The organism is Paraburkholderia aromaticivorans (assembly GCF_002278075.1).
Taxonomy (GTDB): domain Bacteria; phylum Pseudomonadota; class Gammaproteobacteria; order Burkholderiales; family Burkholderiaceae; genus Paraburkholderia; species Paraburkholderia aromaticivorans.
This window is the reverse complement of sequence record NZ_CP022989.1, coordinates 2,885,502-2,907,431: the sequence shown is the minus strand read 5'-3', so window position 1 is coordinate 2,907,431 and position 21,930 is coordinate 2,885,502. Positions and strand designations below refer to the sequence as shown.

24 protein-coding genes and 1 pseudogene are annotated in these 21,930 nt (G+C 65.0%); 17 read left to right on the top strand and 8 right to left on the bottom strand.

The features are described 5' to 3' along the window. Window positions 1–22: 22 nt before the first annotated feature. Complete coding sequence (locus CJU94_RS13265; protein WP_095419058.1) at window positions 23–373, bottom strand: hypothetical protein; 351 nt, start codon at window positions 371–373, stop codon at window positions 23–25. A 249-nt stretch (window positions 374–622) separates the two neighbouring features. Between CJU94_RS13265 and chrA the strand changes: the two genes are divergently transcribed. The 3 genes from chrA (at window position 623) to CJU94_RS13250 (ending at window position 5,013) form a co-directional block, all read left to right on the top strand. Next, on the top strand, window positions 623–1,840 hold the full coding sequence (gene chrA / locus CJU94_RS13260; protein ID WP_095419057.1) for a chromate efflux transporter: 1,218 nt from the start codon (window positions 623–625) through the stop codon (window positions 1,838–1,840). Window positions 1,841–1,997: 157 nt separating this feature from the next. Beyond that, the gene (locus tag CJU94_RS13255; protein ID WP_095420343.1) at window positions 1,998–3,629 is read left to right on the top strand and encodes an oleate hydratase; all 1,632 of its coding nucleotides are present in this window, start codon (window positions 1,998–2,000) and stop codon (window positions 3,627–3,629) included. A 94-nt stretch (window positions 3,630–3,723) separates the two neighbouring features. Further along, the gene (locus CJU94_RS13250) at window positions 3,724–5,013 is read left to right on the top strand and encodes an NRAMP family divalent metal transporter (protein WP_095420342.1); all 1,290 of its coding nucleotides are present in this window, start codon (window positions 3,724–3,726) and stop codon (window positions 5,011–5,013) included. 12 nt (window positions 5,014–5,025) lie between these two features. On the opposite strand, the gene CJU94_RS13245 is transcribed toward CJU94_RS13250, so the two are convergent. Further along, a complete protein-coding gene (locus CJU94_RS13245) occupies window positions 5,026–5,541 on the bottom strand; it encodes a flavodoxin family protein (RefSeq protein WP_095419056.1) in 516 nt (171 codons plus the stop codon). A 217-nt stretch (window positions 5,542–5,758) separates the two neighbouring features. Here CJU94_RS13245 and CJU94_RS13240 point away from each other — a divergent pair, with 217 nt between their 5' ends. From CJU94_RS13240 to CJU94_RS13210, 7 genes are all read left to right on the top strand, one after another. Continuing rightward, window positions 5,759–6,595, top strand: coding sequence for a universal stress protein (locus CJU94_RS13240; RefSeq protein WP_095419055.1), 837 nt, complete (start codon window positions 5,759–5,761; stop codon window positions 6,593–6,595). A 37-nt stretch (window positions 6,596–6,632) separates the two neighbouring features. Further along, the gene (locus tag CJU94_RS13235; RefSeq protein ID WP_095419054.1) at window positions 6,633–7,139 is read left to right on the top strand and encodes a universal stress protein; all 507 of its coding nucleotides are present in this window, start codon (window positions 6,633–6,635) and stop codon (window positions 7,137–7,139) included. Further along, on the top strand, window positions 7,136–7,963 hold the full coding sequence (locus tag CJU94_RS13230; RefSeq protein WP_095419053.1) for a universal stress protein: 828 nt from the start codon (window positions 7,136–7,138) through the stop codon (window positions 7,961–7,963). Before CJU94_RS13235 ends, CJU94_RS13230 begins: the two co-directional genes overlap by 4 nt. A 262-nt stretch (window positions 7,964–8,225) precedes the next feature. Further along, window positions 8,226–9,572, top strand: coding sequence for a PAS domain-containing sensor histidine kinase (locus tag CJU94_RS13225; protein WP_095419052.1), 1,347 nt, complete (start codon window positions 8,226–8,228; stop codon window positions 9,570–9,572). Then, window positions 9,569–10,219: a response regulator gene (locus tag CJU94_RS13220; protein WP_095419051.1), complete on the top strand. Its 651-nt coding sequence runs from the start codon at window positions 9,569–9,571 to the stop codon at window positions 10,217–10,219. The genes CJU94_RS13225 and CJU94_RS13220 overlap by 4 nt, the downstream gene beginning before the upstream one ends. 217 nt (window positions 10,220–10,436) lie before the next feature. Beyond that, the gene (locus CJU94_RS13215) at window positions 10,437–10,868 is read left to right on the top strand and encodes a response regulator (protein WP_095419050.1); all 432 of its coding nucleotides are present in this window, start codon (window positions 10,437–10,439) and stop codon (window positions 10,866–10,868) included. Between the two features lie 46 nt (window positions 10,869–10,914). Then, complete coding sequence (locus CJU94_RS13210) at window positions 10,915–11,649, top strand: helix-turn-helix domain-containing protein (RefSeq protein WP_244220960.1); 735 nt, start codon at window positions 10,915–10,917, stop codon at window positions 11,647–11,649. Between the two features lie 87 nt (window positions 11,650–11,736). Here the strand turns inward: CJU94_RS13210 and CJU94_RS13205 are convergent, their stop codons facing one another. Together CJU94_RS13205 and CJU94_RS13200 are read right to left on the bottom strand one after the other, a co-directional pair. Then, window positions 11,737–12,723, bottom strand: coding sequence for a zinc-dependent alcohol dehydrogenase family protein (locus tag CJU94_RS13205; protein ID WP_095419048.1), 987 nt, complete (start codon window positions 12,721–12,723; stop codon window positions 11,737–11,739). 102 nt (window positions 12,724–12,825) lie between these two features. Next, the gene (locus CJU94_RS13200) at window positions 12,826–13,110 is read right to left on the bottom strand and encodes a DUF1488 family protein (protein ID WP_095420341.1); all 285 of its coding nucleotides are present in this window, start codon (window positions 13,108–13,110) and stop codon (window positions 12,826–12,828) included. Between the two features lie 269 nt (window positions 13,111–13,379). Here CJU94_RS13200 and CJU94_RS13195 point away from each other — a divergent pair, with 269 nt between their 5' ends. The 3 genes from CJU94_RS13195 to CJU94_RS13185 all read left to right on the top strand — a co-directional run bounded on the left by CJU94_RS13195 (window position 13,380) and on the right by CJU94_RS13185 (window position 14,628). Next, window positions 13,380–13,670 carry a c-type cytochrome gene (locus CJU94_RS13195; protein ID WP_095419047.1) on the top strand — a complete coding sequence of 97 codons (291 nt, stop codon included), beginning with the start codon at window positions 13,380–13,382 and terminating at the stop codon, window positions 13,668–13,670. Between the two features lie 73 nt (window positions 13,671–13,743). Continuing rightward, window positions 13,744–14,118 (top strand): DUF3564 domain-containing protein, encoded by a 375-nt coding sequence (locus tag CJU94_RS13190; protein WP_095419046.1) that lies wholly within the window; start codon window positions 13,744–13,746, stop codon window positions 14,116–14,118. Window positions 14,119–14,154: 36 nt separating this feature from the next. Beyond that, a complete protein-coding gene (locus CJU94_RS13185; RefSeq protein ID WP_095419045.1) occupies window positions 14,155–14,628 on the top strand; it encodes a hypothetical protein in 474 nt (157 codons plus the stop codon). Between the two features lie 24 nt (window positions 14,629–14,652). Here CJU94_RS13185 and CJU94_RS13180 read toward each other — a convergent pair whose 3' ends face one another. The 3 genes from CJU94_RS13180 to CJU94_RS13170 all read right to left on the bottom strand — a co-directional run bounded on the left by CJU94_RS13180 (window position 14,653) and on the right by CJU94_RS13170 (window position 17,583). Continuing rightward, the gene (locus CJU94_RS13180) at window positions 14,653–14,925 is read right to left on the bottom strand and encodes a DUF2964 domain-containing protein (RefSeq protein ID WP_425272147.1); all 273 of its coding nucleotides are present in this window, start codon (window positions 14,923–14,925) and stop codon (window positions 14,653–14,655) included. Window positions 14,926–15,151: 226 nt separating this feature from the next. Beyond that, entirely contained in the window at window positions 15,152–15,658 is a 507-nt protein-coding gene (locus CJU94_RS13175) for a hypothetical protein (RefSeq protein ID WP_095419043.1), read from the bottom strand. Window positions 15,659–15,795: 137 nt separating this feature from the next. Further along, a complete protein-coding gene (locus CJU94_RS13170; RefSeq protein WP_095419042.1) occupies window positions 15,796–17,583 on the bottom strand; it encodes a RecQ family ATP-dependent DNA helicase in 1,788 nt (595 codons plus the stop codon). A 270-nt stretch (window positions 17,584–17,853) separates the two neighbouring features. Here CJU94_RS13170 and CJU94_RS13165 point away from each other — a divergent pair, with 270 nt between their 5' ends. Next, the gene (locus tag CJU94_RS13165) at window positions 17,854–18,726 is read left to right on the top strand and encodes an endonuclease/exonuclease/phosphatase family protein (protein ID WP_095420340.1); all 873 of its coding nucleotides are present in this window, start codon (window positions 17,854–17,856) and stop codon (window positions 18,724–18,726) included. 36 nt (window positions 18,727–18,762) lie between these two features. On the opposite strand, the gene CJU94_RS13160 is transcribed toward CJU94_RS13165, so the two are convergent. Then, window positions 18,763–19,182: a DUF1810 domain-containing protein gene (locus CJU94_RS13160; protein WP_095419041.1), complete on the bottom strand. Its 420-nt coding sequence runs from the start codon at window positions 19,180–19,182 to the stop codon at window positions 18,763–18,765. Window positions 19,183–19,382: 200 nt separating this feature from the next. Between CJU94_RS13160 and CJU94_RS13155 the strand changes: the two are divergent. The 3 genes and pseudogenes from CJU94_RS13155 to CJU94_RS13145 all read left to right on the top strand — a co-directional run. Then, window positions 19,383–19,814: pseudogene (locus CJU94_RS13155) on the top strand (thiamine pyrophosphate-dependent enzyme); the annotation flags it as partial. A gap of 173 nt (window positions 19,815–19,987) precedes the next feature. Continuing rightward, complete coding sequence (yghU, locus tag CJU94_RS13150; RefSeq protein ID WP_095419040.1) at window positions 19,988–20,863, top strand: glutathione-dependent disulfide-bond oxidoreductase; 876 nt, start codon at window positions 19,988–19,990, stop codon at window positions 20,861–20,863. 345 nt (window positions 20,864–21,208) lie between these two features. Next, window positions 21,209–21,841 carry a PAS domain S-box protein gene (locus CJU94_RS13145; RefSeq protein WP_244220825.1) on the top strand — a complete coding sequence of 211 codons (633 nt, stop codon included), beginning with the start codon at window positions 21,209–21,211 and terminating at the stop codon, window positions 21,839–21,841. Window positions 21,842–21,930: the final 89 nt, after the last annotated feature.

The window sequence follows — 21,930 nt, the reverse complement described above, 5'->3', positions numbered from 1 at the left end:
AGGTTGAAACACCCGTTGGGAATCAGTGTCGCGCGGCACCCTGCGCGAGCAGGCGCTCAGCCGCATCGAAAGCCGCCCGTATCGCGTCATCGGGATCGGCACCCTGGCGATGCTGGAGCGGCACCAGCTCGCCCGTGCGCAGCACCAGGTCAAGACGCGCGTCGAACAGCGTACGGTTGGGCGCCGCGTCAGGCGCAGCGCGCCGCGCGGGGATGTCGTAGAGCGTGCGCTCATGAATGGCTTCGACCGCGAGGTGGCAACCGGAGATCAATCTGCTGAACCGCTCGAGCCGCACCAGTTGTGCCGCCGCCTCGGACTCGATCTGTGCGGATCCCGCAAATCCGAAGTAGACGATTTGCATATCAATTCCCATACCGCCTCCTCGCGTGCTGTCCTGCCGGCCGATCGTCGCTGTCGCAAAGGCAAACGTGCCGATTAGGAGATCATCGGCACTATTGGCATTTCGCGATTGACCTGCATCAACGGCGCGGCAGAGCCGCGCGGCCTGCGCGTGCGCGTGTGGAACACGGTCGCGTTCGCGAGATGCCGCAGTCCCGCGGATGGGCGGCTTGTGCTATTTTCTTGAGCCCAACGCGGTACTACCGGTATACGACCCTTCCCCATGCACGACGCGAACACCGAGACGCCCTCCGCCCTTGCGGCCCATAGCTCGCCGTGGTCGCTGTTCTGCATTTTTCTGAGGCTCGGCTTGACATCGTTCGGCGGCCCGGCAGCCCATCTTGGCTACTTCCGCGATGAATTCGTCAGTCGGCGCCGCTGGCTCGATGAACACACCTACAGCGACGTGGTTGCGCTGTGCCAGTTTCTGCCGGGTCCGGGCAGCAGCCAGGTCGGCATCGCGATCGGCCGTCTGCGCGGCGGCATTGCCGGCGCACTCGCGGCCTGGCTCGGCTTCACGCTGCCCTCGGTGCTGCTGCTCGTGGCTTTCGCATACGGCTTCACGCTGCTGTCGGATGCGACCTCGCTTCATCTGCTGCGAGGGCTGAAGATCGCTGCGGTCGCCGTGGTCGTCCAGGCGGTCTGGTCGATGGGACGCATGCTCTGTCCCGACCGCACGCGCGCAACCCTCGCGGCGGCTTCGGCGACCGCCGTGATCCTGCTCGGCGCAGGGGTCGGGCAGATCGCGTCGATCGTCGCCGCCGGGGTGGCCGGGGCGGCGCTGCTGGGCTCGTCGACCGAGGTGCCGAGCGCGCCGCCCGGCATGCCCGGATCCCGGGCTGGTGCGCTTGCTTGCCTCGCCGCCTTCGCCCTGCTGCTGTTCGGCCTGCCGGCCGCAGCGGCGTATCTGCACAGTTATCCGCTCGATCTTTTTGCGGCGTTCTACCGGGTCGGCTCGCTGGTATTCGGCGGCGGGCACGTGGTGCTGCCATTGCTGGAAGCCGTCGTCGTGCCGCGTGGCTGGGTTTCCGCAAATACCTTCATGGCAGGCTACGGCGCGGCGCAGGCAATCCCCGGTCCGCTTTTTACGTTTGCAGCATTTCTCGGCGCCACGAGCAGCGCTCACCCGGCGGGCATCGTCGGCGCACTGATCGCCACCGTGGCGATCTTCCTGCCTTCGTTCCTGCTGGTCGGCGCGGCGCTGCCTCTTTGGGGCAGATTGCGGGCGTTCGCCTCGATGCGCCGCGCCATGGCCGGCATCAATGCCGCCGTGGTCGGCATCCTGCTCGCCGCGCTGTACGACCCCGTGTGGACCAGCGCCGTGCATACGGGACGCGATTTCGTGCTGGTCGTCGCGGCGCTGGTGCTGCTCGGGTGGTGGCGGGTGCCGTCGTGGGCGGTCGTGCTGATCACGGTCGCGCTCGCGTGGTGGATCGTGTAAGGCCGCTCCCATCCGCCTGCCGGACGCGCATGTCAATCCCCTGCTCCGCACTGGCGCGCCCCGTCGCGCCGCGTTGATCCAACGCAACGTGCTTGCCCGCCGCGCAGGTATGGTTCAGCAATACGTCCACGGCCATTACCCCACGGGGGATCATCACATGAAAAATTCCGATTACTCGGTCATGCAACCGGGCGCGGATCCGGCCCTCGACAAAGCGAACGCATCGAGCCGCTTCTATCTCGTCGGCGGCGGTATCGCGTCGCTGGCGGCCGCCGCCTTCCTGATTCGCGACGCAGACGTACCCGGCTCCCGCATCACGATCCTCGAGGCGCTCGACAAGCCGGGTGGCAGCCTCGACGGCGACGGTTCGCCTCAGGAAGGCTATGTCGTGCGCGGCGGCCGGATGCTCGAGAGCAAGTATCTGTGCACCTACGACCTGTTCGACTCGATTCCCACGCTGGACGGCCGCAGCAGCGTCACGAAGGAAATCTTCGACTGGAACGAAACGATCCGCACGTCGTCGAAAGCGCGCTTCGTGCGCGACGGCCAGCGCGAGGACGCGCCCTCATACGGGCTCGCCGAAACCCACCTGCTCACGCTCGGCCGTCTGTCGATCGAACCGGAAGCCATGCTCGGCGACAGCCGGATTTCCGATCACTTCGAGCCGGACTTTTTCGAAACCAACTTCTGGTACATGTGGTGCACGACGTTCGCCTTCCAGCCCTGGCATAGCGCCGCCGAATTCCGGCGTTATCTGCTGCGTTTCGCGCATATGACCTCGGGCTTCAACCAGTTGCACGGCATCATGCGCACGGTCTACAACCAGTACGATTCGATGGTGCGGCCGCTGCGCAAATGGCTCGACGAGCGCGGGGTGAAATTCAGCACCAACACGCGGGTCGTCGATCTGCGTTATGACGAAAGCGGCGAACTGAACCGGGTCGCGGGCATCGTCTGTGAACAGGACAATCGTCGTGTCGAGATTCCGGTCGGCGCGCAGGACAAGGTCATCGTCACGCTCGGTTCGATGACGGCAGGATCGAGCCTGGGCGGCACGCACCGGCCCGCCGTTCTCGATCACGACGACAGCAGCGGCGCGTGGGCGCTCTGGAAAACCATCGCCGCGGGGCGCCCCGGGTTCGGCCACCCGTCGGTCTTCGCCGATCACATCGACGAATCGACGTGGCTCTCCTTTACCGCTACGCTGCACGACCGCACGCTGTTCCGGCTGGTTCGCGATCTGAGCGGCAACGTGCCCGGCGAAGGCGGCTTGATTACCTTCCCGCACTCGAACTGGCTCATGTCGATCGTGCTGCCTCACCAGCCGCATTTCATCGGCCAGCCGAAGGACGTCGAAGTGTTCTGGGGCTATGGGCTGTTCGTCGGCCGGCCGGGCAATTTCGTCGACAAGCCGATGGCCGAATGCACGGGCCGCGAAATCATGACGGAGTTGCTCGGCCATCTGCACATTCATGCCGAAGCCACGCGCATTCTCGACGACGCGGTCTGCATTCCGTGCCTGATGCCGTTCATCACCAGCCAGTTCCTGCGGCGCCGGCACGGTGACCGGCCGCAAGTGGTGCCCGACGGCTGGTCCAATCTCGCGTTCATCGGCCAGTTTTGCGAGTTGCCGAACGACGTCGTGTTTACGGTCGAATATTCAATACGTTCCGCGCAAACGGCGGTGTACACGCTGCTAGGCTTGAACCGATCCGCTCCGGCAGTGTACAAAGGCCAGCACGATCCACGCGTGGTGTATGGCGCGGTGTCGGCGTTGCACAGCCGCTAATCGGCAACGCAGGTTCGCGGCGCCGGCTGCCGAATTTTTCGCGCGGCGTGCGGCACGCGCATGCTCGGGGGACGCCGTGGCACTCGAAGAAAAAATGCTGAAACGCCGGGGCGCGCTGCGCGCGCGGCTCGCGCGACTGAAGGAGCACCCGCTCGCGCGGATCGGGCCCGGCCTCATCACGGGCGTCGCCGACGACGACCCGAGCGGCATCGCCACCTATTCGCAGGCGGGCGCGCAATTCGGTCTGAACATGCTATGGACCATGCCGCTCGCGTTTCCGTTGATGGCGGCCGTGCAGTCGATGTGCGCGAACCTGGGCCGGGTGACCGGCAAGGGTCTGGCCGCCAACATCAAGGAGGCGTTTTCGCCCGTGGTGCTGTATGGCGTGGTGTTGCTGTTGCTGGTGGCCAATACGCTAAACATTGCCGCCGACGTGGCCGCGATGGGCGAAGTCGCACAACTGGTGAGCGGCATCGACCGTCACGTGATGACCGTGTGCTTCGTCTTCGCCACGCTGCTGCTGCAGATCTTCGTTCCGTACCATCGCTACGTGTTTTTTCTGAAGTGGCTGACCATGTCGCTGCTCTCGTATGCGGCCGTGCTGTTCGTCGTCCATGTGCCGTGGCGCGACGTGGCGCTGCGCACCTTCTGGCCGCACTTCACCCCGAATGCGAACGCGGCGGCGATGGTGGTCGGCGTGTTCGGCACGACGATCAGCCCGTATCTGTTCTTCTGGCAGGCCTCGGAAGAAGTCGAGGACATGCATGCGCATACGGACAGCGCCCCGCTCGTGAGCGACCCTCGCGCAGCGCGCGTGGAACTGCGCCGCATCCGCTGGGACACCTGGAGCGGCATGCTCTACTCCGACCTCACCGCTTACTTCATCATGCTCGCGACTGCGGTGACGCTGCACGCCGCGGGCGTCACCGACATCACCACGGCCGCTCAGGCAGCGAGCGCGCTTCGGCCGCTCGCCGGCGACTTTGCCTACCGGCTGTTCGCGCTCGGCATACTCGGCGTGGGATTGATCGGCGTGCCGGTGCTGGCGGGTTCAGGCGCTTATGCGTTGGCGGAAGCCGTGGGCTGGCAGGAAGGACTCGAGCGCAAGCTGCGCGACGCGCGCGGCTTCTACGGCATCATCGCGGTGAGCGTGCTGGCCGCGCTGGCGATCCAGTTTTCGGCGATCAGTCCCATGAAGGCGCTGTTCTGGAGCGCGGTGATCAACGGTGTGGTGGCCGTGCCGTTGATGGTGGTGATCCTGCTGCTGGTTTCGAAGCGTTCGGTGATGGGCGCATTCACCGCGAGCCGGCCGCTCCTCGCTCTTGGAGCGATCGCGGCGGCGGTGATGGGCCTGGCGGCGGTCATCATGGTGCTGCCGGCCTGAACGGAGCGTCGCTCAGCAGGTCCATGCGAGCGCGTCATAGTTGGCGAGATGGCTTTTCAGCACGCCCACGAAAAGCACTAACGACGCGGCGACCGCGCCGCGCTGCACTTCAGCGGCGCGCACCTTGCATTGCGCGACCGGCGCCTTGCCGGCCAGCGCGCGCATTTCATCAAAGGCGGACTGACTGCCGAGACCGCCGAGGCTGCAGAAAAACGCGACATGTCTGAACTTCCAGCGGTTCTCGAGCAGATAGGCGCGGACCGGCGCGCAGACCGCGCCAGCCCAGACCGGCGTGCCCACCACCACGAGGTCGTATTGCCCGGCATCGAGCCCTGCCGCGACGATCTCGGCGGGTCGCTTGCGCCACGAGTCGATCAGGCAGCGCACATACCCGAGCGCACCGCGCCGTTCGGTGCAGTCGCAGATCTCTTCGAGATCCGCCGACAGCATTTTCGCGAGTGTGGACGCGAGCGCGCGCGTGGTGCCGGTACGCGAAAAGAAAACGACTAGAACACGGGCTTGGGACATGACTCGCTCCTTCTGACGAAAGCGCACGAACGCACGTGGCGTCGTGCATGTCCGGAGCATATGTGGCGGCAAGCACCGTCCCATGACGCAAGTCAAACAACGGTTTCACGCGCCACGCTGGCGGCCCCGTTGATCTGCGTCAATGAGACGAACGCTGCCGTTCTTAGACTCAAACTCACCGATTCGCGCGTCAACCTACTCCTGCGGAGCGATTGCCATGAGCTACAAGACCATCGTTGTTCATCTAGACACCAGCCAGCACGCCCATCCGCGACTCGAGATCGCACTGCGTCTGGCCAATCAGTTCGGCGCGCATCTGACCGGCGCGTTCGCGGTGTTCTCGCCGGACCCGCGTTCGCTCTATGTAATGGCCGGGACCGCGGAGTATTACCAAAGCCATCAGGAAATGCGCGCGGAGCGCAGTGCGGCGCTCGAACGGCTGTTCCACGCCGAGCTCCGGCGCGCAGGCGTGACGGGCGAATGGATCGCGATCGACGAGCCCGCCAGTGTCGCGATACCGCGGGTGGGCCGCTGCGCCGACCTGATCGTGGCCGGGCAGGACAATCCGGCGGATCCAGAGTCGTATGTCGGCGACTTCTTCCCGGAGAATCTCGTTCTGTCGAGCGGCCGGCCGGTACTGCTCGTGCCCTACGCCAGCAATGACCGGTCGACGGGCGGCCGGGTGCTCGTCGCGTGGGACGGCAGCCGCGAAGCCACGCGCGCGGTGCACGATGCCCTGCCCTTCATGCAGGCCGCGACCAGCACCACGATTCTCACGATCAACGGTGAGCACGACGGCGCGGGCACCCGCATCCCCGGCGCGGACATCGCCGCGTTGATCGCGCGGCATGGCGTGCGCGTCGAGGTCGCCGACATCGAAACCGGGCGAGGCGGATCAGTCGGCGAGATGCTGCTCTCGCAGGTGGCCGACAGCGGCGCCGATCTGCTGGTGATGGGCGGCTACGGCCACGCCCGCTGGCGCGAACTGGTGATGGGCGGCGCCACGCGCACGATTCTTCGCTCGATGACCGTGCCGGTGCTGATGTCGCACTGATTGCGGCGTCTGCCCTTCTCATTCTGGAGTGTCCGCCATGTATAAACAGATTCTGGTTGCTGTCGACGGCAGCGAAACCTCGTCGCGCGCGCTGGCCGCCGCGGTCCAGCTGGCGCGCGACTCGGGCGCGCGGCTTCAGCCGCTCTACGTGGTGGACGTGCCGTTGATGTCCTACGACGTGCCCGGCTACGACCCGTCCTATGTGCGCGACGCGCTCGTCGAGGAAGGCCGGCATGTGCTCGCCGACGCCACCGCGCTGATGACCGGCGCGGGGGTCAAAGGAACAACGCGGATGGTCGAAACCGACCTGACCGGCGACGACATCGCACACCGCATCCTGCTCGCCGCGCAGGAGTTCAATGCCGAAGTCGTCGTGATGGGCACCCACGGCCGGCGCGGAGTGCAACGGCTGGTGCTCGGCAGCGTCGCTGAACATTTTCTGCGCATCGCCACCTGTCCGGTGCTGCTGATCTCCGCGCATTGCGCGGTGCCTGCCGCGAGCCCGGCCCCGGCCGCGAGCGAGCCTGTCAAGGATCCGTCATGAACTGCGAAACCCTGCTGGTGCACCTGGACGACAGCACCCACAGCGCCGCCCGGCTCGACTATGCGCTCGATCTGGCCGCGCGCCACGACGCCCATCTGATCGGCCTCTATCTGGTTTGCGAAGAAGCCGAGGGCCCGCTCTTCCTGCACGGAGAGGACATCTGGACCGCCAGCCGCAAGGCGCGACGGGACGAAAAGCTCAAGAGCGCGCACGCGGCTTTTCGCGCCGCGGCGGAGCGCGCCGGGCGCGGCGTTGAATGGCGCGCGCCGGGCGGAGCCCCGAGCGGCGCGGCGATCCTGCATGCGCGCCACGCGGATCTGGTGATCCTCGGCCAGGACGATCCGGAAGACCGGGATGCGTTCATCGCGCGCAACTTCGTCGAGGACGTGATCATCGCCTCCGGGCGGCCGGCAATCGTGCTGCCCTATGCGGGACCGGTCCGGCCGCAGATAGAAAACGTGATGATCGCGTGGGACGGCGGCCGCGAGTGCGCGCGGGCCGCGACCGATGCGCTGCCGCTCATTCGCGGCGCCGGGTTCGTCACCATCATGAAGGTAGAGCGTCATCCGCACTATGGCGAGCCGAGCGGCATCGACGTGGCCGCCTGGCTGGCGCGGCACGGCATCGAGGCGAGTTTCACGGCCATGCCGAAAGTGTCCGGCGTCCATACCGGCGCCATGCTGCTCAATGCGCTGGCCGACCGCCATATCGATCTGCTGGTCATGGGGGCGTACGGCCATGCCCGGGCGCAGGAACGGCTGCTGGGCGGCGTCACGAGAACCCTGCTTCAGTCGATGACCGTGCCCGTGCTGATGTCGCATTGAGCGCCGCGTCGCTACCGGGCGCCCGCGCCAGCCGGACGAGCCGGGCCTGCGCGACCCGCGACGCCGGGTGGGACTGGCATGAACCCGGCCTTTCACGGACAATGTGCGCAAACACAAGCTTTCCGCGCGGTGTTTCACCGGCCTGCGGCCACACGCCCCACCAAACCGCCCGGAACAGACGTGCTGGCCCCGCACGCCGCCGCATCGACGTCGTCGGGCGGCGCGAGCTATCCTTGTCCGAAGTCATTCCAAAGAGATGCACATGTCCGTCAGCGGCAAGACGCCCACCTCGCGCAGTGCCGATTTGCGTGAGCAGTTCGGCTCGTTGGCAGCGCGGCCCGCACTCGCGGCCGCTGCGGCGTTCGTCGTGACGCTGGCCGCCATGCTGACCCTGCGCCACTGGTTCGACCCGGCGCTGCTCATTTGCGTGGCCGCCGCCCTGCTGCTGGCCACGAGCACGTTCCTGCTCGTGCGCGCGTGGCGCGAAGGCGTGTCCGCGCGCGGCGAGGCAAGCGCCCGGGACAATCAGTCCGCCGTGAACGAAGCCCGCATGATGGCGATCATCCGTTCGTCGATGGAAGCCATCATCACCATCGACGAGCAGCAGCGGATCGTCATCTTCAATCCGATGGCGGAACAGGTGTTCGGCTGCTCCGCCATGGACGCGATCGGCGCGCCGCTTGCCCGCTTCATCCCGGAGCGGTTTCGGGCGGCGCACGCGCAGCACGTCGCGCAATTCGGCGTCACGGGCGTGTCCGACCGCCAGATGGGCAAGCAGCGCGTGCTGGCGGGCCTGCGCGCCAACGGCGAGGAATTCCCGCTCGAAGCCTCCATTTCGCAAATTCGCGACGGCAACGTGCGCCTTTACACGGTCATGCTGCGCGATATTACGGAACGGGTCAAAGCAGAACGCGCGCAACGGCAGGCGCGTGAGGAGTTGCGCGAGTTGTCGGCCAATTTGCAAAATATCCGTGAAGACGAGAAAACGCGTATCGCGCGCGAGTTGCACGACGACCTGGGCCAGCAACTCACCGCGCTGAAAATGGACATTTCATCGGTCGAACAGGCGCTGGACGGGTCGGCAAGCGCGCCGGTGCGAGAACAACTGCAAGGCATGCGTCGCCTGATCGACGTCACCGTGGCCTCGGTCCGCCGCATTGCAGCCGATCTGCGGCCGGTCATGCTCGACGACCTCGGGTTGATTCCCGCGATCGAATGGCTCGCCACCGACTTCACCAACCGCTACGGGATCGACGTCGAGCGCGAAATCGAAACCGGCGACGCGCGCTTCAGTCCGGCCGGCGGCACCGCCCTGTTCCGGATCGTGCAGGAGGCGCTGACGAACGTGGCGCGCCATGCCGATGCCACGCTGGTCACGCTGAGCCTGCGGGCGGGGGATCAGACCTTCGTGCTGCGCATCGCCGATAACGGTCACGGCGCGCATCGCACTATCGAGCCGGCGGCCAAGTCCTTCGGCCTGCTCGGCGTTCGCGAACGCGCGCACATGCTCGGCGGCGCGGTCGACATTCAAACCGCGCACGGCCAAGGCTTTGCGCTCACCGTCACCATTCCGGCGGAAACCGTCCAGATGCAGGAGATGCAAACATGACCCGCGTCCTGATTGCCGACGACCACGCGCTGGTGCGCGACGGTCTGCGCCACATCCTCAAGGGCGCAAGCGGCTTCGAAGTGGTCGGCGAAGCAGACGACAGCCCCAGCACCGTCGCGCTGATCCGCGAGCGGCCCGCCGACGTGCTGGTGCTCGATCTGTCCATGCCCGGACGCAACGGCGTGGAGTTGATCAAGCAGATCAAGGAGGAAAAACCCGCGCTGCGCATCCTCGTGCTGACCATGCACGCCGAGCAGCAGTACGCGGTGCGCGCGTTCAAGGCCGGTGCGTCCGGTTACCTGACGAAGGAAAGCGCGAGCGCCGAACTGGTGGCCGCCGTGACCAAAGTCGCCGCCGGCGGCGTCTACGTCAGCCTCGCCATGGCCGAGCGGTTCGCGCAGAGCCTGAACGAACCCGCCGATCTGCTACCGCATCAGCGTCTGTCCGATCGGGAATTCGACGTCCTGAAGCGTATTGCCGCCGGTCAGACGATCACGGAAATCGCAGTCGAACTGTGCGTGAGCAGTAAGACCGTCAGCACGTACAAGACGCGCATTCTGGAGAAAATGCAGATGCCGCACGAGGCCGCGCTGGTGCGCTACGCGATGCGCCACAAACTGGTCAGCGACGACGACGGCGACATCTAGACGGCCTCGCAGCGCCCGCGCCCGCCCGCCATGACGCGGGCGGCGCCACGCGTCTTCTCTCCAACCCGGACCACACTGCGCCCCTTGCGCACCCAGGGACTGTCCTGGTGCGCCCCGCGTCCATGTAGGAAACTCCCTACAAACCTTCACGCTCACCTACTCGAAGTACATTCCGCGCCGATTTTATTTTGAGACAGCGCGACCGATACTTCGAGCCATGAACTCAAGCCCCGAGAGCCTTACCCTCCGCGTTTTTCTGGTCGACGACGCAGTATCCGTGCGGCGTCGTATGGCCGCCCTGTTTGGCGCGCTGGACGGCGTGGAAATTGTCGGCGAAGCCGAGGAATCAGGCGCGGCACTCGCGGGCGTCGAGGCTGTCGCGGCCGATCTGGTCGTGACGGAGTTGCATCTGAGCGGAGGCACTGGCATGGAATTGCTCGCGTCGCTTGCCAAAAAAATGCCTCATGTGATCGCAATCGTGCTGACGAACCACTCGGGTGCATGGTTCCGGCGCGCATGCCTGTTGAGCGGTGCCCACTACTTTTTCGACAAGACCAGCGAATTCGATCTCGCACGTAAGACGATCCAGCGGATCGCCGGCGAACATCGCACGCGCGCCTTCCAACAATCCGGAGCACATCATGTCTGACGTTCTCGAATATTCCATCACAGCGCCTGTTGTTGTCTTCCCGCCCATGTCGCACGCGGCCCGGGAAATGCCGGTCACCGCACAAGCGCCCCGCAAGGACGCGCTGGGCTGCACGGTCTGCTCGATGCGCTCGATCTGCATGCCGCAAGGTCTGACAGCGACGGAAATCCAGCGGATCGAAGCATTGGTCTGCCCCTCGCGCACGATTAAACAAGGCGAGACCATCTATCGCGCGAACGACTCGTTCCAGAGCATCTACGTGGTGCGCGTCGGGTCGTTCAAGACCGTCGTCATGCATCGCGACGGCCGCGAACAGGTCACGGGCTTTCATCTTGCCGGCGACTCGCTCGGTCTGGACGGCGTGTGCTCCGGTCGCCACAACTGCGACGCCATCGCGCTCGAGGACAGCAAGATGTGCATTATCCCGTTCCATCTGCTCGAAACGATGTGCCGCGAAGTCAAGGCCGTCCAGCAACACGTGCACCGCATGATGGGCAGCGAGATCGTGCGCGAATCTTCGCAGATGATGTTGCTCGGCACGATGTCCGCCGAACAGCGCGTCGCGACCTTCCTTCTGAATCTGTCGGACCGCTTGAGAATGCGCGGCTATTCGCCGGCCGAGTTCTACCTGCGCATGACGCGTGAGGAAATCGGCAGTTACCTCGGCATCAAACTCGAAACGGTGAGCCGGATGCTCTCCAAGTTCCAGCGTGACGGACTGCTCGACGCGCACGGCAAGAATATCCGGATTCTCGACCACGAAGGTCTCCAGCGGGTTTGATTGTTCTCGCTCGACACGCTCGGAACCGCCGCCGGCGCGGCGTCAGGTGAGCGCCGAAAGTACCGGTGCGGGCGCATTGCAGACGCGCTAACGGACGACGAGCACCGCGGCGCCTGTCAAGTTGCCGTCCCGAAGATCGTTGAGCGCCCGGTTCGCATCCGTCAGCGGGTAAGTTGTCGTGTCGATCTCGAGGCGCCGCTCGGTGGCGATTCGCATGAAGGCCAGTCCGTCCTCGCGCGTCAGATTGGCGACTGATACGATGCGCCGTTCGCCCCACAGAAATGCGTACGGGAATGAGGGAATATCGCTCATGTGAATCCCGCCGCATACCACCGTTCCCCCTTTCGCGACCGCGCGCAACGCTTGCGGGACGAGCGCGCCGACGGACGCGAAAATCAGGGCTGCATCCAGTTCATCGGGGCATTTTTCGTCGCTGCTGCCCGCCCACGCCGCGCCGAGGCGCAGCGCGAGTTGCTGGGCCGCGTGATCGCCGGGGCGCGTGAACGCATACACCGTTCGCCCTTGATGGCGCGCGACTTGCGCGACGATATGCGCCGCCGCGCCGAAACCGTAAATGCCGATTCGTTTAGCGTCGCCCGCCATGCTCAACGTGCGATATCCGATGAGACCCGCGCACAGCAGCGGCGCCGCCTCGACATCCGAATATTGCGCGGGCAGATGAAAGCAGTATCGGCTGTCGGCGACCGTGCGCTCGGCGTACCCGCCGTCGATCGTATAGCCGGTGAACCCCGGCTCGTCGCACAAATTCTCCCGCGCCGACAGGCAGTAGCGGCAATGCCCGCAGGTGTGGCCGACCCACGGCACCCCCACCCGGTCACCGACGGCAAAGCCCGTCACACCCTCGCCGAGTCCGGCCACCGTGCCGACGATCTCGTGCCCCGGAATCACGGGCTGCCTGGGATGCTCGAGTTCACGGTCGACCAGATGGAGATCCGTGCGGCACACGCCGCACGCATGGATCTGGATCAGGAGCTGCCCGGGACCTGGCGCCGGCTCCGGCATCTCCTGCTCACGCAGCAACGCTGCGCTACCGTCGAACACCATCGCACGCATTCGGTTCTCCTCAAACCCGGTAAGCCGGCGTACACATCGAGTCCTGCCGCTGCCGCATGACGACAAGGATATTGCGCCCGCTACCGGCTGCCTCGCGGGCGTTCACTCGCAAAAGCGGAAGTAGCCGCTGTGCATCAGCACGGGTTTGCCGCCGATCTCGTGCAGCAACTGCCTTGCGGCGTGTTCGATGGGATGCCGGTTCGAGTTGAACGCGGTGATCAGATCGTCTTCGCGCAGTGACGCGGCGCCGAAATGATCTTCGAGCGCTTCCGCTGTGATCGCGCACTGCACGCGCTCACCGTCCACTTCGGCCGGAAACGCGACCACCAGATCGCGCGCACAATATTCCGGACGTTCTTCAGGAAAATGAATCTTCATGACCGTCACCTGGTTCATTGCGCAGGACGCAAGGCTGAAACGGTCGTGTTCGCGCACCTACGCTTCGCGCGCCACGCTCCGGGCGATGCGACGGATGCGTCGCCCGCCTGTCAGCAGCATAGGACCTGTGCGCGGTACGTCAAATTTCAGCACTGCGTCCTGGTTGACCAAAGTCAACGGCGCCCAACCTGGCCCCCGTACACTGGACTCATACCCTGCAAGGAGCACGTGCCGTGATCGCCTCCATCCGAAACTGTCTGGCCGCATGTGCCTTGTCAATGCTCGCCGCCGGCGCCGCGCGTGCCGAGCAGGAACCGACCGCGCTGGTCGACCAGCAGCATTGCATGTTTTGCCACACACGAGATGCGCCGTTCCTCGCGCCGTCGTTCCAGCAGATCGCCGAGCGCTATCGCAACGTACCGAACGCCCAGTTCATGCTCGAGCACAAACTGCGGCTCGGCGGCAAAGCGCATTGGGGCGATATGGCGATGCCGCTGCCGGGCGACCGTGGCGGCCCGCTGTCGGCCGAAGACGCGCATACGCTGGTGCAATGGGTACTGAGTCAATGAACCCGCCCTGCGAGGCCGTGTTTTGCACGGTCCGCTTCGTTTGACCGACCGTCGTCCGATTCGGAGAACTTTCATGCGTCTCACTGTCCACCTCGACACGTTCGATCGTGTCCATCCGATGGCATTTGCAATCCTCTGGCTCGACAAGGATGCGCGGCAGTGGTCGCGTGAAGGCCATCTCGGGCTCGAACTGCCTGAGTGGGGCAAGTTGCATATGGATTGCGGCAATACGCTCGTGTGCGGCCAGCACGACACGACGCCCATCTGTGTGCTCGAAGGGCTCGATCTGAACGAGCTCGATGGTCCGTTCGAAGGCGAGACCGGACGCGCCCAATGGTGCGCGGAACGCGGCCGCACCCTGATGACCGGCCACTGGCATGTGCAATGTATCGACAATGAACGGGTGCAGCCGGAACACGGGCTGTTCGCCTCAGACAGCGACACGTGAAGCGCTGATGTCGTCGACATTTCAGAGGCCATCGCCATGGGACTGACCGCCGATCTGGACGGCGTGCGTCACGCTTACGGGCTTTGCTTCGTGCGCATGCCGTGGGCCTATTTCACGCGCTTGCCGCTCAGCGAGCAATGGGGCGACGGCTGGGAACGCGTGCCCTACGAACGGCACGCCGGCCTGCCTTACGAGGACGCGGCGCAGCAGATCCTGACGGTCGCGTTCGACGGGCCGCTGTTGCCGCCCGAGGCCGGATACGACGGTCGCGCGTGCAGCGTCAACGAAATCAACTGCGGCGATGCGCCGTGGCTGCGCACGCAGGATTTCATCAACAACGCACCGGTTCGAATCGCAGCGGGGGTGTCGCTCGAAAGATTCGTGGAGCTCGTCGAACTGGCGGGCGGCCATGTGTTTGCGCCGCTTGGTTGGGGCGCGTTGCGGCTGGCGCCGGTGGATCCGGCCACGCCGGAAGCGACGCAGAGCGAGCACCGCACGGATGCCGCCTGACCGGTGCCGCGCCATGCGCGGCACTCACCTTGGCCCATCGCTGTCGGCCGTCGAATTGAGCAACATGACAAAACACGCGACGCCGACGATCAACGCCGCGATGCCGTAGTGAAACACCGGCGGCTGGTCGAACAGCAAGCCGCGGATCGATGCCCCGATGCCTGCCAGAGCGACAAACACGGCAATTGCGGCAAAAATGATTCTGGGTTCTGAACGGATCATGATGTCCTCCATGGAGTCTGAGCGGAGTGTTGAAGACATCATCGGCCGGGCGGGCTGATTCGGCTTGACGAACATCAATCGGCGACTTGCGGCGAGAGAAAATCGAAGAAGCGGCGGCGAGGCGGCTCGTCCCGAATCGTGAACGGCGCACGGTTCTCGTGCCAGGGTCCGCCGTTTTCAGTCATGTTTCAGGCACTGCGACGCGGCGGTCACGCGAGCCGCCAGGGAACGTCCAGGACGGTTCAGCCGGCGCGCCGGCAGAGTTCCATGTCCGGGCCGCTGCTGCGAGTCGCCGCGGCCGTCACGGTTTTCTGGCACGCGGCAACGCCGCATTCAAGAATGGATTGAAACTGTTCGAACGGGCCGGAGGACTGGCTTTTGTCGAGCGGCCGCGTTTGTCCGGCTGCACGCTGCTGGACAATTGCGCGAGTCGTTCTGCCGCGCCGGGGTCTTCGTCCGCCTTGGGTTGTTTTCTGGCTCTTGCGCGTGCGGGCGGATCTTCGCCGGCATTGGCGCTTACCGCGCGAGCCCGCTGCGAAGCTCCGGCAACGTGTTCCGCCACGGTCATGAACGAGGTCGAAGCCGAGTCCAGGCCTTCGCCCGGCAGCATCGTCAGCACGACGATTTCATGCAGCGAGCGGCCATCGACGGACCTCGCATCCGGGGCGCTGCGCCAGTCGGCACCGGCGTGCGCGAACGCGCCGATGACACGCTCGAGGACCGCCGGCGACAGGACGCCGCCGTCATAGAGGCTGATGACCACCCGCTCGAAAACGCGAAACGGAGCCGATGCTGAAGCTTTGGGCATGATTTCCTGCTCTCTGAAGGACTCGTTGGGACTCGTTCGCACTGGTTGGGACTCGCCGTTTTCACCCCCGAACGGACGACAGAACGAAGCGACCACAGCCACACGCTCTCTGGTCAAGCAACACGGTGCGCCGCCCACTAATCCGGGCTTCGCCGCGCCGCTCGCACATAGCTCGACATGAAGGTGCGCGTACGGCCGTCGGGGAACCGCACCGCCACCTGGTCGCCGCTCGCCAGCGCAACTTCGCCGCGGCCGTATCGCGGCACGCGCACCGGATCGCCGGGCGTCCATTTGGGCGCCTCGGGCGCCTCGGGCACCTCGGACGCCTCGCGTGCGGGCGGGACCGCGGGCGCCGGCGCGCCGAAGGTTGGCGCAGCCGTGCAGACTCGCCCCCCATCGATCTGCGGTGGCTCGACGCAGTTGTCGCACACGCCGCAGCGTTTCATTTGCGGCGTATCCCCGTAGTAATCGAGAATCGCGCGCCAACGGCATTGACCAGTCTGTGCGTAGTCGATCATCTTTTGCAAGGTGTCCTTGTCGTGGGCACTCATCTGCTCGAATTGCGCGGCGGCCTTCGCCACTGACTCGCGAGGCGTCCCGGTGCGGTCTTCACCGGACGCCGCCTGCAGCAGCCGGTAACGACGCTGCCGGCTGCGTCCGGCGATGCGGGCGTCCACCAGCATGTTCAACGCGACCTCCAGCCTGCCGCCGCCGACTTCGGGCAACTCGTGCTTGAGCGCAGCGAGCGTGGCGCCGTTGGCGTTCCGGTTGCCGTATGCCGCCAGCGCGTCGTACACACGTTGCGCCAGTTCGGGGCTCGGATAGCGGCCCGCCAGAAAGAACTGCTGGATGCGCCGGTCGTTGAGATCGAACAGCAACACGCAGTCCGCCGGTTCGCCGTCGCGTCCCGCCCGGCCTGTTTCCTGGTAATAAGCGTCGAGGCTGCCGGGCATCTGATAGTGGATCACAAAGCGGATGTCCGCCTTGTCGATACCCATGCCGAACGCGTTGGTGGCGACCATCAGGCGCGTCGCGCCGGACATGAATTGCTCCTGCGCCGCCTCGCGCGCCTTGGGCGCGAGGCGGCCGTGATAGCGCGAGACCGGCTCGCCCGCCTCGACGAGCCAGCCGTAGATGCGCTCTACGTCCGCCACCGTCGCGGCGTACACGATACCGGTGCCGCTCAGGGAGGCGCTCAGTTCGAGCAGTTGTTCGCGCTTGGCTTGCACGGCCCGCATCGCACTGTCCCGGTCGCCCGCCGCGCCGACCTGCACCACGCGATAGCGCAGGTTTTCACGCCACGTGCCGGTGCGAACGACGCGCGGATCACGCAGGCCCAGTGAATGGACAATGTCATCGAGCACCGCGCCCGTCGCCGTCGCGGTCAACGCCAGCACTGGCGGCCGGCCAACTGCCTTGACCGCACTCGCGATTTCGAGGAAAGCCGGCCGGAAGTCGTGCCCCCATTGCGACACGCAATGCGCTTCGTCGACCACGACGAGCCCGACTCGATGCTCAGGGCGGCAGCGCACGATGTCGATGAACGCCGGTTGCGCGAGGCGCTCCGGCGTCACGAACACAATGCCGCTCTCGCCCGCCGCAATGCGTTGCAGCGCCTCGCGCTCCGCGCGGCTGCGCAGCGTGCTGTCGACCAGCGTGCAATCGATGCCCGCCGCAAGCAGTTTGTCCGCCTGATCCTTCATGAGCGCGATCAGCGGCGATACGACGAGTGTCATGCCGTCCAGATGGAGGGCGGGCAGTTGATAGCACAGCGACTTGCCGGCGCCCGTCGGCATGGTGGCGAGCGTATCGCGCCGTTCCAGCACGCTGCGAATGATGTCTTCCTGGCCGACACGCAACCTCGCGATGCCGAACATATCCCGCATGGTCTTGCGCATGCTTCGAAGCCGTTGGTCGACCGTCATGAAAGATGACGCCGGCCGGAAAATGCGGGGGAATTCATATGCGAGTTGTCTCCTGTGAATGCCTAGCGTCGTCGATTGTTTGCCATCGCTCCTCTCCCTCCTTCTCCGGCGCTCAGGCCGGCTGCACAAACCAATGAGCAAGCGGTGTTCCGCGGCCGGCGAACGCGGCCATTTGTTCCAGTTCACCAGCGCGCTGCGGTTCGCAAACGCAAGGCAAGCCTCCGACCGGCCAGGACCTATCGGCGTATGCTGCACGGATCGGGAGGCGCCATGAAACTCATCAACTGGAACGTTCAATGGGGGCGCGGCGCGGACGGCCGGGTGGATCTCGGCCGGATCGTGCGTGAAGCGCGTGCACTGTGTGATTTCGACGTCGTCTGCATGCAGGAAGTCACGCGCGGCTTTCACGAGGATCCGGCTTCGGGCGGCCTCGCCGGCGGCCCGTCAGCCGATCAATTCGCCGAATTGGCCGCATTGCTTCCCGGCTTCACGGTATTCGACGTGGTGGGCGCCGACCTTCCCGCGCTCGGCGCGAGCCGCCATCGGCGTCAGTTCGGCAATGCGATCGCGACGCGCCTGCCCGTCAGACAGGTGCTGCGGCACTCGCTTCCCTGGCCTGCGGACCCCGCCAAACCCTCCATGATGAGGGTGGCGCTCGACGCCGTGATCGAAAGCGATCTCGGCGCGATACGGGTGCTCTGCACGCATCTTGAGTTTTATTCGGAGCTGCAGCGGCTCGCGCAGCTGGCGAGGTTGCGCGACCTGCACAGCGAAGCGTGCGCTCATGCTCGAGCGCCCGCACGAGCGGAGAAGATCGACAGCCCGTTTTTTGACACGGCGCGCCCCACCAGTGCGATTGTCTGCGGCGACTTCAACAGCGCGTTCGAAAGCAGCGCCTATCGCCAGATGCTCGAACCCATTGCCGACGCACCGCCGTTTGTCGATGCGTGGGCCAGTTTGCATCCTCGCACGCCGCGCGCACCGACGGTGGGTCTGTATGATCGCCAGCAGTGGCCGGAAGGACCGTTCGCTTGCGATTTTATTTTTGTGACGCAGGATCTGACGCGGCGCGTTGCGGCTTGCGAGGTCGACCCGGTCAGTCAGGCGTCGGATCATCAGCCGATCTGGCTTGAATTGCGCTGAACCTCGCGCGGCGACGCCGGCACCTCGCGTGGGCATTTATAGCAAACGCAATGTGTCGGGATCGGCCTGAGCGTTGAAATACTTGCGCAGCGCTTCGACGAACACCGCGTTGTCGCTCGTCGCCCGTGCGAACAGCGTCATCGACGAGCGGAACTTCAGATAATCCGGATAGCCGAAAATGTCCTCGATCGAGCGGTCGGCCACGCGATTGACGAGCCCTGTCGTTTCCCGAAGGCGCTCGCCGAGCACCGGGTGCCGCATATAGGCCTCGGCCTCCGGCAACGACGAAATCGCAAAACGTTGCGCCATCGCGCTCGAACCGAGACCGCTGATTTGCGGAAATACGAACCACATCCAGTGGCTGCGCTTGCGTCCGCTCGCGAGTTCTTCGCGAACCTCGGCGTAGACCGGGTTCTGGGCATCGACAAAGCGCTGAAGATCGTACGGATCGTCCATCGTGAGGCTCCCTGTCAGGCATGGAATGCGACGCGCTTCCTGAACCCGCTTCCTGAACCTTTTGAATGGTAAGCCCGGGTCGCAGTTCCTGGCTACGACTCTCCGGCCGGGAGCTTTCGCCAGGCACTTCGAATGCCGCAACGCGGTGCGGCAAGGAGAAATCGAACGCCGATCTCTCCCGGCTCTCCTTACGCGAGGCCTCCGTGTCGAAGTACTGGCAACGCTGGTCGGATCCGCGCTGGATCTGCATGGTCCTGAACAACCAGGATCTGAACCAGGTCACATGGGAACAGCGCGCGACGGAAGGCGATCCGAAGTTCGAGGCGTCGCAGAATATCCCCAGCGTGCCGTATCACAAGTTCGCGGAGTTGATCGGCCTGAAGGGCATCTACGTCGACGACGCGCAGCAGCCAGGAGCGGCATGGGACGAAGCGCTGGCCGCGGATCGTCCCGTGGTGATCGAAGTGAAGGCCGACCCGAATATCGCGCCGCTGCCGCCGCATATCACGCTGGCACAGGCGAAGGCATTCGCGTCCACACTGATGAAGGGCGATCCGGACCAAGGCAACGTCATCGTCGAAACCGCGAAGCAGGTGCTCGATGCCGTGCTGCCGGGACATCACAGCAAATGAGCGCGTGCGGCGAAGTGCACGGTGCGCCGTGCGCCGCACCGCGCGCGAGCCGAACGACGGCGTGCGCGTAGGCCAGTTCCAGATCCCGGCCGTGCGCGGCCGCCAGCGCATTCCCCGGCGTTTTGTTAATCTCACTGCGAAAACACCTGTCCCCGGACACAAGGAGCTTGAGCATGAATGACCGCGCCGATTACGTGCCGCCGAAAGTTTGGACCTGGAACAAGGAGAACGGCGGCCGATTCGCGAACATCAACCGCCCTGTTGCGGGCGCCACGCACGAGAAGGAACTGCCGGTCGGCCGTCATCCGCTCCAGCTCTACTCGCTGGCAACGCCGAACGGCGTCAAGGTCACGGTGATGCTCGAGGAACTGCTGGCGAGCGGTCACAGCGGCGCGGAGTACGACGCCTGGCTGATCCGGATCGGCGAAGGTGATCAGTTCGGCAGCGGTTTCGTCGCGATCAATCCGAACTCCAAGATCCCCGCGCTGATGGACCGCAGCGGCCCCAAGCCGATCCGCGTGTTCGAGTCCGGCTCGATTCTGCTCTATCTCGCCGAAAAGTTCGGGGCGTTTCTGCCGACCGAACCTGGCGCGCGCGCCGAATGCCTGTCATGGCTGTTCTGGCAGATGGGAAGCGCGCCGTATCTGGGTGGTGGCCTTGGCCACTTCTACGCCTACGCGCCGACAAAAATCGAATATGCGATCGACCGCTTCGCGATGGAAGTAAAACGTCAGCTCGACGTGCTCGACCGGCGGCTCGCGGATAACGAATACGTGGCGGGCGATGAGTACACGATCGCCGACATGGCGATCTGGCCTTGGTATGGCGGCCTCGTCAAAGGCTGGCTCTACGATGCGGCCGAATTCCTGTCGGTGCAGGACTACCGGCACGTTCAGCGCTGGGCCGCGGCGATCGGCGAGCGTCCGGCCGTGCGTCGAGGACGAATGGTCAACCGCGTGTTTGGCGACCCATCGGAGCAACTGCACGAGCGCCATGACGCCACGGACTTCGAGACGAATACGCAGGCCGTATTGAGCGCCCAGAAGTAGCGAATTCCGGCCGGAGAGTGCAGTGTGCTCGACGGGCACGAGTGGCAGTGCCCGTCGGTGAAAACCCTCCGCAAAGCATGGGCGTTGGCCAATGGCGGCGCCTCTTCCGCACCGCCCTTCTGTCGATAACGCCACACGTATCGACCAGCCTCACCCTTCTTCTGAATGTCGAAGTTTGCGGAGAACAGGACCGACAATCGGTAATTTATACTGCTCTCAGATAAACCAGTTTCTTCAGAAAGCAATATTGACCGAGTATTCGTGTCACGTTACGCTGTCGCTCGAATTCAGCCTGCCCGCCATCTCTCGGGCATCACGCAGAGTGGTCCCACCAGCGCGGTCGGCATGCGCACCAGTCCGTACACGGCCATGAAAAGTGAACTCATCGAAGACCTCGTCGCGACTGCCGCGGATTACTCGCCCGACGCGATCTTTCTCGTGAATGAGCATGGACGCATACGTCATGTCAGCCCCGCGTGCGAGGATATATTTGGCTACTCGCCGGGGGATTTCGTCGATCAGTTCATCATCGATTTTGTGGTTCCAGCGGATCAGGACGCCACGCGCCAGGAAGCGAAAGAGGTATTGGCCGGCCGCAAGCGAGTAGGCTTCGAGAACCGCTATCGCCACAGAAATGGCGAGGACGTCTACGTGACGTGGTCCGCGCGCTGGCTGGAGCACGAGCGCCTGCGCGTGGGCGTAGCCCGCGATGTGACCGCGCTTCGCCGGCGGCAGGCCGCGCCCCCAGCCCTGTTGTCCGTCCTTGCGCGACACGAACGCAAGGTTCTTGAACTGCTGCTGACCGACGCCAACGAGAAACAGATCGCCGAGCGACTGGGCCTCGCGGCCTCGACCACGCATTCCTATATCACCGGAATCTTCCGTAAATACGGCGTACGAGGACGGGCAGGCCTGATGAGCCTGTGGCTCAAGCAGTTTTCCAACGGGATCGGGATCGCCCAGTCGGACGGCAGGTAGGCGCCGCCGCTTACGCGCGGGACGGCCACCCGAGCGACCGTACCCGCCAGCCGTGCGAGCATGCATTGCCGGGTGGCTTTTCTCACGCG

Excerpts from the sequence above, each read along its gene's own strand:
- CJU94_RS13265 (WP_095419058.1), bottom strand. The coding sequence starts at position 373 with ATGGGAATTGATATGCAAATCGTCTACTTCGGATTTGCGGGATCCGCA.
- chrA (WP_095419057.1), top strand. The coding sequence starts at position 623 with ATGCACGACGCGAACACCGAGACGCCCTCCGCCCTTGCGGCCCATAGC.
- CJU94_RS13255 (WP_095420343.1), top strand. The coding sequence starts at position 1,998 with ATGAAAAATTCCGATTACTCGGTCATGCAACCGGGCGCGGATCCGGCC.
- CJU94_RS13250 (WP_095420342.1), top strand. The coding sequence starts at position 3,724 with ATGCTGAAACGCCGGGGCGCGCTGCGCGCGCGGCTCGCGCGACTGAAG.
- CJU94_RS13245 (WP_095419056.1), bottom strand. The coding sequence starts at position 5,541 with ATGTCCCAAGCCCGTGTTCTAGTCGTTTTCTTTTCGCGTACCGGCACC.
- CJU94_RS13240 (WP_095419055.1), top strand. The coding sequence starts at position 5,759 with ATGAGCTACAAGACCATCGTTGTTCATCTAGACACCAGCCAGCACGCC.
- CJU94_RS13235 (WP_095419054.1), top strand. The coding sequence starts at position 6,633 with ATGTATAAACAGATTCTGGTTGCTGTCGACGGCAGCGAAACCTCGTCG.
- CJU94_RS13230 (WP_095419053.1), top strand. The coding sequence starts at position 7,136 with ATGAACTGCGAAACCCTGCTGGTGCACCTGGACGACAGCACCCACAGC.
- CJU94_RS13225 (WP_095419052.1), top strand. The coding sequence starts at position 8,226 with ATGTCCGTCAGCGGCAAGACGCCCACCTCGCGCAGTGCCGATTTGCGT.
- CJU94_RS13220 (WP_095419051.1), top strand. The coding sequence starts at position 9,569 with ATGACCCGCGTCCTGATTGCCGACGACCACGCGCTGGTGCGCGACGGT.
- CJU94_RS13215 (WP_095419050.1), top strand. The coding sequence starts at position 10,437 with ATGAACTCAAGCCCCGAGAGCCTTACCCTCCGCGTTTTTCTGGTCGAC.
- CJU94_RS13210 (WP_244220960.1), top strand. The coding sequence starts at position 10,915 with ATGTCGCACGCGGCCCGGGAAATGCCGGTCACCGCACAAGCGCCCCGC.
- CJU94_RS13205 (WP_095419048.1), bottom strand. The coding sequence starts at position 12,723 with ATGCGTGCGATGGTGTTCGACGGTAGCGCAGCGTTGCTGCGTGAGCAG.
- CJU94_RS13195 (WP_095419047.1), top strand. The coding sequence starts at position 13,380 with ATGCTCGCCGCCGGCGCCGCGCGTGCCGAGCAGGAACCGACCGCGCTG.
- CJU94_RS13190 (WP_095419046.1), top strand. The coding sequence starts at position 13,744 with ATGCGTCTCACTGTCCACCTCGACACGTTCGATCGTGTCCATCCGATG.
- CJU94_RS13185 (WP_095419045.1), top strand. The coding sequence starts at position 14,155 with ATGGGACTGACCGCCGATCTGGACGGCGTGCGTCACGCTTACGGGCTT.
- CJU94_RS13180 (WP_425272147.1), bottom strand. The coding sequence starts at position 14,925 with ATGTTCGTCAAGCCGAATCAGCCCGCCCGGCCGATGATGTCTTCAACA.
- CJU94_RS13175 (WP_095419043.1), bottom strand. The coding sequence starts at position 15,658 with ATGCCCAAAGCTTCAGCATCGGCTCCGTTTCGCGTTTTCGAGCGGGTG.
- CJU94_RS13170 (WP_095419042.1), bottom strand. The coding sequence starts at position 17,583 with ATGACGGTCGACCAACGGCTTCGAAGCATGCGCAAGACCATGCGGGAT.
- CJU94_RS13165 (WP_095420340.1), top strand. The coding sequence starts at position 17,854 with ATGAAACTCATCAACTGGAACGTTCAATGGGGGCGCGGCGCGGACGGC.
- CJU94_RS13160 (WP_095419041.1), bottom strand. The coding sequence starts at position 19,182 with ATGGACGATCCGTACGATCTTCAGCGCTTTGTCGATGCCCAGAACCCG.
- yghU (WP_095419040.1), top strand. The coding sequence starts at position 19,988 with ATGAATGACCGCGCCGATTACGTGCCGCCGAAAGTTTGGACCTGGAAC.
- CJU94_RS13145 (WP_244220825.1), top strand. The coding sequence starts at position 21,209 with ATGCGCACCAGTCCGTACACGGCCATGAAAAGTGAACTCATCGAAGAC.